Genomic DNA, 13664 nt, shown 5'->3' with positions numbered 1-13664 from the left:
ATCCATCGCTCTAGCTTTATTCAATAACATCCGATACCTCTGCTCAGCGGCCATTTGCCTTAAAATCGCCCATTCGACTTCGTCATCTCCAACAGCAAACTGAAACATAATTTCTGTAGCCCGTTTATCTTCTAATGCTTGCTTAATTTCAGCTCGTAGCTTGTCCATTTCTCGCTGCTTCTCACGCGTAATTGAACGTGACTCCTCTACTTGTCCCGCTTCACGTTGCATCATATATCGTTTAAGCATTTGTTCCGCCTCCTTACTTACTACATATGTATGAGCAAGCAAAAGAATTAGAACTTACAATTGAAAAGGGTCCGCTAAGATATATTCTCAGCAGACCCTTAATTATTATTGTAGTAATATTTCGATAAAAATTTATAAGTTCGGACTTCAGGACCGAGAAGCTTGGACGCTAGTAGAAAATGAAGAGCGCAGCGTACGCTTTTGGTACATGAGCACTGGAATTTTCGCTAGCGTTCAAGATTTGACGTCGAATAAACTTCCACGAATCCACATCGTCATCAAGTTCATGCTTATTAAACTACATCTTCCAAGTTCAAAAAGCTTGGCTTTCAGGACCAAGAAGATGGGACGATACTAGAAACTAAGGAGCGCAGCGTACGCGTTTGGTACGTGAGCACCACAGGTTTCGGTAGCGTCACATATTCGATGTCGAGCTCACCACAATGTACGGCATCGTCATCAAAGTCAAGCTTTTTGAACCACCTTATAACAGCTCACGTCTTCCTTCCAGAGCCTTGGATAGCGTTACTTCATCTGCATACTCCAAATCGCCTCCTACAGGAAGACCGTGTGCGATGCGTGTCACCTTTATACCGAAAGGTTTCACAAGCCTCGAAATATACATCGCTGTTGCTTCACCCTCGATATTTGGATTGGTAGCGAGGATAAGCTCCTGCACCGTATCGTCTCCAAGCCGCTTTAATAACTCAGCAATCCGAATTTGGTCAGGACCTATCCCTTCCATAGGAGATATTGCGCCCTGTAACACATGATAGTATCCATCAAATTCCTTTGTTCGCTCCATGGCAATCAAATCCTTTGATTCTTGAACAACACATATCACTTCTGCATTTCTACTCTTGTCCTGACATACTCTGCACGGATCTGTATCCGTAATGTTACAGCATATCGAGCAATAAAAAAGATTACGCTTTACACTGACTAGCGCTTTAGCAAAGTCAATGACGTCATCTTCCTTCATTCGTAGCACATGGAAGGCAAGTCGTGCAGCCGTTTTCGGTCCAATCCCAGGTAAACGAGTAAAGGAATCAATAAGTTTAGCAATAGGTTCTGGGTAATGCACGTTGTAGGTACAGCTCCTTTCGAATAGCTAGAGCTATCCTATCTTTCCATGTATCATTATTAGAATAAGCCTGGAATTTTCATACCACCAGTGAATTTACCCATATCTGAGTTAGCAACCTCTTCAGCCTTAGTAAGTGCGTCATTAATAGCTGTTAGTACAAGATCTTGAAGCATCTCGATATCATCTGGATCTACTGCCTCTGGCTTAATGTCTACGCTCAGTACCTTTTTATGACCATTAACAGTAACAGTAACTACGCCACCTGCAGTACCTTCAAATGTTTTGTGTTCTAGCTCTTCCTGAGCTTTTAGCATTTGTGCCTGCATTTTTTTCACTTGCTTCATCATTTGATTCATATTATTCATACTATACACCTCATCCTTTATTCTTTTACGACGACAAGCTCTTCACCGAATAGCTTTACTGCTTCTTCGACCCATTCTGGCTGCTTGCTACCGCCTTGTTGTGTAGATATATTCTCAGGCTCTAGCTCCAGTGACTCGACGACTTTTTCTTCATTTCCATCGAGTGCAGCCTGCCAGTCCTTGAGCATAACAGTTACGATAGTATACGGCTGATTCATTACTTCAGCTGAAACTTGCTCGATAATTTCACGATGCGATGGTCGCTCTGTCATTTCACGATGCATATCGTTTCTAAAGGTTAAGAGCATCTGACCATCAACTGCGGCTACCAGCTCACTATCCTTCAACCAAGCCTGGACGGTAACCTTTCGTTCCTTTACGAGCATCATAATATCGCCCCACTTCATACGTGCAGCTTGCGTTTCTTGACTATTCAAAGAAGCGAGAAACGGATCAAGCTTGACCTTTGGGCGATTTGCGCCGCTAGCCGCAAAGTTTCTGCGGGCTGGTTGACGCTCATTACTTTGCGCTGATGGAGCTGATGCCGAAACGCCCTGCTTCATTAGCTTCGTTAATTGTGACTCTAAGCTTTGAATCTGTTGTCGCAGTGAAGCAATCTCCTGCGAGCTTGCTGTCGATGCTTGCTGCGTGCTAGAAGCTTGAGTTGAACAAAGCTTCAGCAGAGCCACTTCAAGCAAGGTTTGAGGCTGAGCTGCAGTTTTTAGCTCCTGCTGGTAATGATTGAGTATTTCAATCATACGGAACAGCTCCTCAGCTGTATAAGCGGAAGCCATAGCTTCAAACTGCTCAACTTCAACGATGCGCTCTGTTGCCGCTCGTCCGTTAGGCGCAAGCTTTAAGACAAGCAGATCGCGGAAATAGTAAATGAGATTTTCCATGCATTTGTCGGGACTTTTCCCTGCTTGCATGAGCTGTTCAACGAGAGAAAGCATTAAAGCAGCGTTTTTCTGTTGTATGGCTTCAGCAAGCTTATAAAATTGCTCTGCAGCGATACCGCCTGTAACGTCAACTGCTGCCTCAAGTGTAATCTGTCGATCGGAAAATGCAGCTGTTTGTTCAAGCAATCCAATCGCATCACGCATACCGCCTTCAGATAGCCGAGCGATATAGGCTAACGCTTCTTCAGTCGCTTGGATGCCTTCCTCTCTGCAAATCTCATCAAGTCTTGTGACCTGTTCTGCAGTAGATACCTGCCTAAAGTCAAAACGTTGACAGCGTGAAATAATCGTTGCTGGCAGCTTATGAGGCTCCGTGGTTGCCAATATAAAGATAACATGCGCTGGAGGCTCTTCCAATGTTTTTAGCAGCGCGTTGAACGCCTCTGCTGTTAGCATATGAACCTCGTCGATAATATACACTTTGTATCGCACTTCCGTCGGAGCATAGCGTACTTTTTCACGAATATCGCGAATTTCATCAATCCCGCGATTCGATGCAGCGTCAATTTCTACTACATCCATAATATGTCCTTCTGTAATGCCAATGCAAGTATCACATACATTACACGGCTCAACAGCGGGACCATGAACACAGTTAACCGCCTTGGCTAACACTTTAGCCGTCGTTGTTTTCCCTGTTCCTCGCGGGCCGTTAAACAAATACGCATGAGATACACGCTGTTCACGTATCGCATTTTGTAGCGTCTGTATAATATGCTGTTGTCCGACCATATCCTTGAACATCTGCGGACGCCAAGAACGATATAGAGCTATATGTGACACGTTATGATCTCCCTTGCAACTTGTTCAATAGCAAGTGCTATTGCGCCATCTTATTATACTACAATAGAAAGCTTTACAACATCTTAAACTGGATGAAAAACAAAAAACCTGGTAATGAACGAGATTTTACTCATTCATTACCAGGTCTTAGATGATCATTAATATCAATAGATAGAACCGTGCACCTATCGTCGATAGAAGCGATCCGAGTGACTTTCTTGCTACATAGCTCGAGCAAGGCACTCCTTCGGCACATGAACTAACTCACTTATGGCTGCTTCCTTCCGGACCTGACCAGGTTCATAAGCGTCCATTGCGAAGGACCCCGCCGTCAACACTACTTGCAAGCGTCAAACCTCACATCGACAACACCTAAGATAGGAATTCAACCTCGCTATAGCGGATTGCGAGTTACAGGGCACCGCTACCTCCCCATCTAGCACGGCAAGGAACAGTATATTACAAACTAGACAAAAGTGCAACCTTATCATACGGTTTAACACAAATTGGCTAAAGGTATGCGGATTGTAAGCAATCGAGTAGGAGGGGGCGGCTAGCCCCCGTCCTCTCACACCACCGTGCATACCGTTCGGTACACGGCGGTTCATGTCATATTCCGCAAGTGATTATATCTGTCCGTTAAACTTCTCAGTCCAAGAGATGACCAATATTGGTTGTCTAGTGACCGATGAAGAATCGGGCTACATGCAATTCTCCAGTATTTCTTCCTCGAATTTCCCCATTCGTGTGCCTTTTGTTTCGAAACGCCTAACGACAGCAGTTTTCTGACCTTTGTCTTCGGCTGCTTCCATTCTTTCCATATACACATTCGAAGCCTTCTTCTTATCCATTCGTCCAACGCTTGGAACACACTTTTCGTATCGGCTAATGCATAATAACCGCACCAGCCTGTAAGATATTGATTGAGTTCCTTTATTCGTAGTTCGATCGGGATCGGCTCACTCCGAGAGGTGATCGCTTTAATCTTTGCTTTCACTCGATCTAGTGATGGCTTTGCGATCTTTATTCGCGGATTTTTCTTCTCCCAGCTGAACGTGAACCCTAGAAACTTGCGCTTCCATGGACGGGCAACCGCACTTTTCTCTCGGTTAACCTTCAATTTCAGTTTTCCTTCGATGAATGCAGTAATGGAGCTCATCACTCGTTGTCCTGCCTTCCACGTTTTCACGTAGATGTTGCAGTCGTCGGCATATCTCACGAAACGGAGGTTCCTCTTTTCCAGTTCCTTATCCAGCTCGTCTAGGACGATATTCGATAATAACGGACTAAGTGGACCTCCTTGCGGGGCTCCTTCCGTTGTCGATTGAACGAGACCACCTTCCATTACTCCCGCTTGCAGATAGCCGCGAATAAGTTTCAGCACCATTTTGTCTGTCACTCGTTCCGCCAGCTTTGCCATTAAGCGGTCGTGATGGATTCGGTCGAAGAATTTCTCCATGTCAATGTCTACCACAATGCGGTATCCCTCTTCCATGTAGCTTCGTGCTTTCCTTACCGCATCATGCCCTCGCCGTTGTGGGCGAAATCCATAACTTTGCTCGGAAAACGTTGGGTCAAATACAGGCGTTAATACTTGGATGATTGCTTGCTGAATGAGGCGATCTGTCACCGTAGGTATGCCTAAGAGCCGAGTTCCACCGTTCGGTTTCGGGATTTCGACCCGACGGACTGGACTCGGTTCATAGGCTCCTTTCTTTATGCTTTCACGAATGGTTTGCCAATGTTGTACGAGGTGTCTGCGTAAATCTTTTACCGACATGCCATCTACGCCGTGGCTTCCTTTATTCGCTTCGACCCTCGCTAGCGCCGATAGCATATTTTCTCGTGACAGTATTTCTTCGATCATCCTTAGATACAACTCCCTTGCGTGAATGATTCTTTCTCTTTGTGCCGCTGATGAGCTCTGCCCTTCCGAGTACCCTCGCGTATTCACCGCTACTTTCCTCAGATAAGTCCTTTCGGATTGTCTGCTTTCATCGCCCATCCTCGAACGCCAAGATTCTTCATTCCTATTCCATGTTCGGTCCTTCCGCTAGCTGTTGCAACAGCCTGCGTACTATGACCTCTGCTGACTTCTGTACGTTCAGCTCGCCCTCGTGGGCAAGGTTACGAAGTTCACTTCGCATTCCGCACAGATCTCCCCAGGTAAGAACGCTATCTTCCTCTCCATCTATCTGCTTCATTTACTCTCGTACGCCTTCGGCAGTATGGACTTCAGTTTGTGCGGCAACTTCATCCAACGTACGCTAGCCTTGTATGAAGTTCGTGTCCCTCAGACCGGAGATTTGCCGCTGGCTTCCTTCAGATTCCATCTCGCGATGGACACCCTTGCCTTAAGCTATGGCTACTACTGCCTTCACCATTCGGGACTTGAACCCTAGAGATAGCGCCCATGCTGGGCACACCACAAAAAGCCTTTAGCACTTAATAGCACTAAAGGCTTCGATATGCCGCCTTGTTCAGGCACACAATTTACATACCGTATTTCTTTTTGAAACGATCTACACGGCCACCAGCGTCTAGGAACTTTTGCTTACCAGTGAAAAATGGATGACATGCGGAACAAACCTCAACTTTAATGTTCTGTTTAATAGAACCAGTCTCGAATGTGTTACCACAAGCGCAAGTTGCTGTAACGGTGTGGTATGTCGGATGAATACCTTGTTTCATCTCGTTCACCTCTTTCTGCCCTGGATCTCAGACGGACCAGAGTTATATGCACATAAAAAGATTTTAACAGATGGATGTTTCAATTGCAATGGAAAAGATATCGGCTAATTCTCCAAAAAATACCGATGTTTCACAGCTTACTTATTGGTAGATGAGTTGCTTGTCGTCGTTTTCGCAACAGGCTTTCTTACCGTAGCTGATGTCGTTCTTTTTACTGGCGCTGAATCTGTCTTTTTAAGACTTTCAATTGTAGCCCCATCAGAAGCTATGTCAAGCGACATCAGAAACTGCTCATTATTCTCTGAATTCTTCATTTTTTTGAGGAATTGATCTACAAATTCGAAGGAATCATTCATACTTTTACGAATAGCCCACACTTTATCAAGCTCTTCCTGCGTTAACAGCATCTCCTCACGTCTTGTTCCAGAACGACGGATATCAATTGCAGGAAAGATGCGGCGTTCAGCAAGCTTGCGATCGAGATGCAGCTCCATATTACCCGTACCTTTAAACTCCTCATAAATAATATCATCCATACGCGAGCCAGTCTCGATTAAGGCCGTCGCTAGAATCGTCAAGCTGCCACCCTCTTCCACATTACGTGCAGAGCCAAAGAAGCGCTTTGGACGGTGGAACGCAGCAGGATCGATCCCTCCACTTAATGTACGACCAGACGGCGGTACATGCAAGTTAAATGCACGTGCAAGCCTTGTAATGCTGTCGAGGAGGATGACAACATCCTTCTTATGCTCGACAAGACGAAGAGCACGCTCAAGCACAAGCTCAGCAACCTTGATATGATTTTCTGGAAGTTCATCGAAGGTAGAAGCTACAACTTCACCTTTAACAGAACGTTGCATATCCGTTACTTCTTCTGGTCGCTCATCAATGAGCAGTATGAACAACTCGATATCAGGATGGTTTGTAGAAATGCTGTTGGCAATTTCTTTTAAGAGTAGAGTTTTACCTGCCTTAGGAGGAGCTACGATGAGACCACGTTGGCCGAGGCCTACAGGGGCAAGCAAATCCATAATGCGCGTGGAAAGATTACTTTGCTTTGTTTCTAGCACCAGCTTTTTCTCAGGGTAGAGAGGCGTAAGTGCAGGGAAGTGTAACCGTTCTGCCGCAGTTTCAGGACTTTCTCCGTTTACTGCATTAACTTGAAGCAATCCATAATAACGCTCTGATTCTTTGGGTAATCTACATTTTCCTGAAACGAGATCCCCATTGCGCAGATCAAACTTTTTAATTTGAGAGGCTGAGATATAAATATCTTCTTTACTTGGCAAATAATTGATTGGACGCAGGAAGCCATAGCCGTCAGGCAGTACCTCCAATATCCCTTCCATAAATAAAAATCCGCTTTTTTCCGCTTGAGCTCTAAGAATCGCAAAGATTAATTCTTTTTTCTTCAATTGACCGTAATAAGGAATTTGATATTGCTTTGCAAGCTTATATAGCTCTGTTAATTTCATGTTCTCCAAATGTGCAATTTGAAGATCTGACATGCTCTCACCACTTTATAATAAAATATAAACCTTGCTAATATTTAAACAGCATTGCCCGAATCTATGAAAACTATTCGAGCAATACTGCTTCAAACTAGATTAATTGTTTTCTCGCCATACATCTGCACCAAGATTGCGCAGATTTTCAACAAGGTGATCATACCCGCGATCAATATACTCTACATTCGATATTTCGGTAACCTCATTCTCTACCGTTAACGCCGCTACAACAAGCGCAGCTCCAGCACGCAAGTCAGCGGCCTTCACTTTCGCTGCAGATAGCTTGCCGCCTTCAATAATCGCAGTACGACCTTCCACGCGCATGTTGGCACCCATTAAGATTAGCTCTGGGACATGCTTGAAGCGTGTACCGTAGACATAATCTGTAAGTAAACTTGTGCCTTTCGCACAAGCAAGCAACGATGTCATCGGCGACTGAAGATCCGTCGGAAAGCCAGGATAGACTAGCGCTTTAACATCTACTGCATTATAGGAAGGCTTACCTATAATACGAATAGCTTCATCGTACTCCTCTACTTCGACACCCATCTCTTCTAGCTTTGCTGTTAAAGCTTCAAGATGCTTCGGGATAACATTGTCGACCAATACATTACCTCTAGTTGCAGCAGCCATAATCATATAGGTCCCTGCTTGAATACGATCCGAAATAATAGAATGGCGGCAACCCTTCATCTCCGTTACCCCTTCAATTCGAATCGTTTCAGTGCCTGCACCTTTAATTTTAGCTCCCATAGCGGTCAGCAAAGTGGCTACATCAACAATTTCTGGCTCCTTCGCGGCGTTTTCAATAACCGTAACACCAGTGGCACGAGAAGCTGCCAGCATAATATTTATGGTCGCACCAACACTTGCAACGTCTAGATAGATTTTTGCACCTTTGAGCTCTTTTGCTTTAATATGCAGTGCGCCTTGTTCATTCGTAACAACTGCACCCAGTGCCTCAAATCCTTTAATATGCTGATCGATTGGACGTGGTTCAAAATTACAGCCACCCGGCATACCAATAGTCGCTTCACCGAAACGACCGAGCAATGCACCCATTAAATAATAAGAAGCACGCAGCTTTTTCACTTTACCGTTTGGCATTGGTTTAGATACTAAGTTGGCGGGGTTGATGCGAATTTCATCACGTTCACGCTGAACAATAGCACCTAACTCCTCTAAAATTTCACTATAAATCGCGACATCACTAATCTGAGGTAAATTATCAAGGATAACCTCTGTATCAGCTAATATTGCAGCTGGTAATAATGCAATCGCGCTGTTTTTTGCTCCGCTAATGGTTACTGTTCCATGTAGCGGTTTTCCACCGCGTATCATTAATTTCTCCATGAATCTAATGGTCCTCCCGTTTACCTGGAAGTCAACATAGTAAAAACCGCCATAAAGCGTGCTCCACGGTCAACTAGACGTATGAGGCGCGCGCTGACAATAGGCGGTTTTACATGTATCCCTTGTCCCTGTTTCTATTACACATATACCTATAATAAAACGAAAGTACGTTCCATTCATAAAATGTGTATCCTAGTAATTGTATTGTTTTAGTAGCTATTGTTGAATCTAATATGCGGACAACTTCCATTACTCCATTACATCATACAAAAACAAGTTGTCCGTAGATATTCAACGATATTATAGCATAGTGCGTCGCGATTTCCTACCGCTTGTAGTCCTAAAATAACGGAAGCATCGCTACAGGGTGTAGCGATGCTTCCGCTTAAAATCACTTCTTAATTTAAGAATTCAGCTTACTTCGCGTCTTGAGTTGATAATTCACTTCAATACGGAGCTCATCAATGTCAAATGGCTTAGTGAAATGCTTTACAGCTCCGAGTTCGGTCGCTTGATTGATCATATCCAGCTCTCCATACGCTGTCATCATAATAACAGTAATCGTTGGGTCAATCGCCTTGATATGCTTGAGAATTTCTAGACCGTCCATACCTGGAATCTTCATATCCAGCAACACAAGATCAGGCCGCTCGCTGCGAACAATTTCTAGTGCAACTTTACCATTGGATGCTTGGGTTGTATGGTAGCCTTCACTATTAAAAACTTCCATCAGCAGAAGTCTTATTCCATTTTGATCATCAACTATGAGTACTTTTTGCTTATCCAAACAAATTCTACCCCCTAACATCACATAGCACATATTACTTACTATCAACTAGTATATGAGTATTCGATATTAGGAGGTAGAATCCTTCTTTTTTGGTTAAGTTTAACTATGCTGTTTTATTAATTATTGTTGTTGTTTTAATGAAGCCTCCACGAAACCACTAAATAATGGCTGTGGACGATTCGGTCTTGAAGTGAACTCAGGATGGAATTGTACAGCAAGGAACCAAGGATGCTCCTTCACTTCCACCATCTCTACAAGGCGACCGTCAGGTGATGTCCCAGAGATGACAAGTCCCGCTTCCTCAAGTGCTTCTCTGTATTCATTATTAAACTCATAACGATGACGATGACGCTCGTACACTAGCTCGTCATTGTAGGCCACGTGCGCATTCGTTCCTTCAACTACTTTACATGGATAAAGTCCTAGGCGCATAGTACCACCCATGTCAGCAATATCTTTTTGATCTGGCAGCAAATCAATGACTGGATATGGTGTTGATGCATTAATTTCCGAGCTGTTGGCATTAACAAGACCAAGAACGTTGCGTGCATATTCGATTACCGCAACTTGCATACCTAGGCAAATACCAAAGAATGGTACTTTATTCTCGCGTGCATAACGGATAGCCGTAATTTTTCCTTCAATCCCACGATCGCCAAAGCCACCTGGAACAAGAATACCGTGAACACCTTGCAACGATTGTGCAACATTAGCTTCATTAACCTCTTCAGCATCTACCCAGCGAATCGTTACATCAGAATCATGCATAATGCCTGCATGGCGCAAAGCCTCAGCAATACTTAGATAAGCGTCATGAAGCGCAACGTATTTACCAACGATTGCAATTTCTACATTGTTTTTCAATGATTTAACACGTTCAACTAAGGCGGTCCATTCTGTCATATTAGCCTGTGGAGCATCGATTTTCAGGTGGTTCAATACAATTTGATCAAGCCCCTGTGCCTGAAGCATTAATGGCACCTCATATAGCGTCGATGCATCTAGACATTCAACAACCGCATTCGCATCGATATCGCAGAACAAACCGATTTTACGCTTCAAATCTTCAGCAAGCGGATATTCTGAACGACAAACGATAACATTTGGTTGAATACCAATGGAGCGAAGCTCTTTCACGCTATGCTGAGTCGGCTTCGTTTTCACTTCACCTGCTGCTTTAATATATGGAATCAGTGTGACATGGACGTACATGACATTGTCACGACCGATATCACTTTTAATTTGACGAATTGCTTCTAGGAAAGGCAAGCTCTCGATGTCACCTACAGTGCCGCCAATTTCTGTAATCACGACATCTGCACCAGTTTCTTTGCCAGCACGGAAGACACGCTCTTTAATTTCATTCGTAATGTGTGGAATAACCTGAACCGTTCCACCCAAATAATCACCACGACGTTCCTTAGTGATAACATTAGAATAGATTTTACCTGTCGTTACATTGCTGTTTTTTGATAAATTAATATCAATAAAGCGCTCATAGTGACCGAGATCTAGATCCGTTTCCGCACCATCATCTGTTACGAAAACTTCACCATGCTGGTATGGACTCATTGTTCCTGGATCAACGTTAATGTAAGGATCGAATTTTTGGATTGTAACCTTAAGTCCTCTGTTTTTAAGTAATCTTCCTAGGGAAGCTGCCGTAATCCCTTTACCTAATGATGAAACTACTCCGCCTGTAACAAAAATATATTTGGTCACTGTGATAATACCCTCCATGCTTTCATTATGTTTTAGCTTTCCCAAATGCAAAAAAATCAAGCCTTGCCCACAAAAAACAATGTGAAACACGGCTTATATATTACCTCTACAAACAAAAAAAGTGACACCCGTAGCACGGGGGCACTTTTCTCATTCTGGTATATAAATAATACATAGATATGTTAAGCTGTTTGTTTAGCCCATAGGATAGTTTACCTTCCCGTATAGGCTCGTGTCAAGCAATTCTGAAGGCTAGACACAAATTCGCAACGTTTGAATCAGCTTATAATAGGAAGCCCTGAAATTACTTATCCTCTTCCTCAAAATCTTCGAATTCTTCTTCCTCTTCTTCCTCTTCTTCAAGAGACATATCTTCGTCCTCTACTTCGTCAAGCTCAACATCTTCTTCGACTTCCTCATCCGATTCGCTGAACTCATCCTCTTCCTCATCATAGGAGTCAAAGCCGTCCTCTTCGGATTCGAATGCATCCTCTTCGATATACTCATCTTCTTCATCAAGATCATCGTCATCATTAATAATACGTGTACGTTTCGTATTTCCAACTGGATCTTCTGCACGCTCAACTGGATACCAGCGCTTTAAACCCCATATATTGTTACCAACACAAGCAAAACGTCCATCAATATTGATTTCTGTGTAAACCTGAGCAATAAATTGGTTAATATCCTCATCAGTAATACCACGCAGCTTCGCTACCTCCATGATGAGGTCTCGATAATAGTGTGGAGTATTCGCTACTTTTAATACCTCAAACGCTAAATCAACCAACGGCATCTCGCGAATACGCTCTGGGTCAATCTTCAATGTGATTCCGCTCATCTTAACACATCCTCTCTTGCTATCTGAATAAGTTGAATAGGTCCCTCTCAATTAACAATAGTCAAACTATAGTAAACATTATTTCCTTTAAAAATGCAAGTTGTAACATGGACGTGATATTTATTTTTTTTGGAGCGTATGTAAAGGCAAAAAAGCGACAGGATTTCTCCTGTCGCAATTGACTGTATCCTTCTGCCGATCCTCCAGCTTGGATCGGCAGAATAGATGAGCATAAAGCTCTTTCTATATGTTATGAGCCAGCATTAAAATTGACACGGTAATAAGCCTAAACTTTATAAAAAAAGGCGGATGCATAAACACCCTCATGTAGCTTCTCATACAATATTGAACATTGTTTATTGAGGAGGATGCTTTGCCATGAATTCAAAGAAGTATGACGATGCAATCATTCAGCTTCATACCTCCGCTACTCGAAAATTAGTGAATAACGGTATTCCATGGGGAGTTGATAAAATAAAAGCACCCCAGGCATGGACATTTTCCACAGGTAGAAACATAAAAATCGGCGTCATCGACACAGGCATAGATTACCACCACCCTGCCCTGCGAGGCTCTATATTACCTGGCATCAATTTAGTCGAGTCTAATCGGCCGCCCGTCGATGATAATGGTCATGGCACCCATATCGCAGGAACTATCGCTGCAGCTAATGCTGCTCACGGTATGATTGGTGTAGCTCCTCATGCACTAATCGCCCCGGTGAAGGCCTTTGACCAGTACGGGAGCGCATATGTATCTGATATCGTGCAGGCGATTGATTGGTGTGTGCGCAATAAGATGAACATCATCAACATGAGCTTTGGTATGCGCACAAAGAGCAGATCGATGTTAAATGCCGTTAATCGTGCGTATCAAAAAGGTGTCATTATCATCGCCTCCTCAGGAAACGACAGTAAACGCAAGTCTATCGATTATCCCGCACGTTACCTCCACACGGTTGCCGTCGGTGCGACCAATGCCAATCGCAAGGTAGCTCCATTTTCTAATCGTGGCGAATATATTGATATTTATGCACCTGGCGATCGAATCGTATCTGCTTGGCTTAATAATGAATATCATGAAATGAACGGAACAAGCATGGCTACGTCACATGTAAGCGGAGCTGTTGCACTATTACTCGAGTTATATCCACAGCTACGTCCAGGTGATATTAAAGCAGTACTCAAACGTTCCATGCAGCCATTAAAGTATACAAAATCCCGTAAAGCAGGCGAGCTTGACGTTATGAAGATGCTTAACGCTGCGAAAGAATTATATGGTTAACGAATGGAATATATAAAAACTGCCGAATCAAT

Annotated in this window: 13 protein-coding genes and 1 other RNA gene (1 of these 14 running past the window's edge); 1 reads left to right on the top strand and 13 read right to left on the bottom strand. The window is 43.5% G+C overall.

All coding sequences use genetic code 11. The features are described from left to right. From NSQ99_RS04425 to rpoE, 13 genes are all read right to left on the bottom strand, one after another. On the bottom strand, positions 1-249 hold the 5' portion of the coding sequence (locus NSQ99_RS04425) for a hypothetical protein (RefSeq protein ID WP_340835323.1). 36 nt of this gene lie to the left of the window's left edge; 249 of the gene's 285 nt are visible here — the first part of the coding sequence; it begins with the start codon at positions 247-249; its stop codon lies off the left edge, out of view. A gap of 484 nt (positions 250-733) precedes the next feature. Continuing rightward, positions 734-1333, bottom strand: a complete 600-nt coding sequence (recR, locus tag NSQ99_RS04420; RefSeq protein ID WP_251670584.1) for a recombination mediator RecR — start codon at positions 1331-1333, stop codon at positions 734-736. A gap of 59 nt (positions 1334-1392) precedes the next feature. Then, a complete protein-coding gene (locus NSQ99_RS04415; protein WP_251670586.1) occupies positions 1393-1701 on the bottom strand; it encodes a YbaB/EbfC family nucleoid-associated protein in 309 nt (102 codons plus the stop codon). A 17-nt stretch (positions 1702-1718) separates the two neighbouring features. After that, positions 1719-3443, bottom strand: coding sequence for a DNA polymerase III subunit gamma/tau (dnaX, locus tag NSQ99_RS04410; protein WP_251670593.1), 1725 nt, complete (start codon positions 3441-3443; stop codon positions 1719-1721). A gap of 177 nt (positions 3444-3620) precedes the next feature. Continuing rightward, positions 3621-3888: signal recognition particle sRNA large type (gene ffs, locus NSQ99_RS04405), an RNA gene on the bottom strand. A 159-nt stretch (positions 3889-4047) separates the two neighbouring features. Further along, the gene (gene ltrA / locus NSQ99_RS04400; protein WP_340835320.1) at positions 4048-5310 is read right to left on the bottom strand and encodes a group II intron reverse transcriptase/maturase; all 1263 of its coding nucleotides are present in this window, start codon (positions 5308-5310) and stop codon (positions 4048-4050) included. Between the two features lie 163 nt (positions 5311-5473). Beyond that, the gene (locus NSQ99_RS04395) at positions 5474-5647 is read right to left on the bottom strand and encodes a hypothetical protein (RefSeq protein WP_251671621.1); all 174 of its coding nucleotides are present in this window, start codon (positions 5645-5647) and stop codon (positions 5474-5476) included. Between the two features lie 289 nt (positions 5648-5936). Then, positions 5937-6134 carry a 50S ribosomal protein L31 gene (rpmE, locus tag NSQ99_RS04390; RefSeq protein WP_251670594.1) on the bottom strand — a complete coding sequence of 66 codons (198 nt, stop codon included), beginning with the start codon at positions 6132-6134 and terminating at the stop codon, positions 5937-5939. Between the two features lie 137 nt (positions 6135-6271). Beyond that, positions 6272-7642, bottom strand: a complete 1371-nt coding sequence (rho, locus tag NSQ99_RS04385) for a transcription termination factor Rho (RefSeq protein ID WP_340835318.1) — start codon at positions 7640-7642, stop codon at positions 6272-6274. Between the two features lie 99 nt (positions 7643-7741). Beyond that, entirely contained in the window at positions 7742-8995 is a 1254-nt protein-coding gene (locus NSQ99_RS04380; protein WP_251670597.1) for a UDP-N-acetylglucosamine 1-carboxyvinyltransferase, read from the bottom strand. 403 nt (positions 8996-9398) lie between these two features. Next, entirely contained in the window at positions 9399-9782 is a 384-nt protein-coding gene (locus tag NSQ99_RS04375; RefSeq protein WP_285855806.1) for a response regulator, read from the bottom strand. A 123-nt stretch (positions 9783-9905) separates the two neighbouring features. After that, positions 9906-11507, bottom strand: coding sequence for a CTP synthase (locus NSQ99_RS04370; protein WP_251670600.1), 1602 nt, complete (start codon positions 11505-11507; stop codon positions 9906-9908). 304 nt (positions 11508-11811) lie between these two features. Beyond that, a complete protein-coding gene (gene rpoE, locus NSQ99_RS04365; protein WP_251670602.1) occupies positions 11812-12348 on the bottom strand; it encodes a DNA-directed RNA polymerase subunit delta in 537 nt (178 codons plus the stop codon). Positions 12349-12726: 378 nt separating this feature from the next. Here rpoE and NSQ99_RS04360 point away from each other — a divergent pair, with 378 nt between their 5' ends. After that, positions 12727-13632 carry a S8 family peptidase gene (locus NSQ99_RS04360; protein WP_251670603.1) on the top strand — a complete coding sequence of 302 codons (906 nt, stop codon included), beginning with the start codon at positions 12727-12729 and terminating at the stop codon, positions 13630-13632. The last annotated feature ends 32 nt before the right edge of the window (positions 13633-13664 follow it).

Source organism: Paenibacillus sp. FSL W7-1287 (assembly GCF_038004245.1).
GTDB classification, from domain to species: Bacteria; Bacillota; Bacilli; order Paenibacillales; family Paenibacillaceae; genus Pristimantibacillus; species Pristimantibacillus camelliae.
Note: the sequence above shows the minus strand (reverse complement) of the source record. Positions and strands in the feature narration are given on the sequence as shown.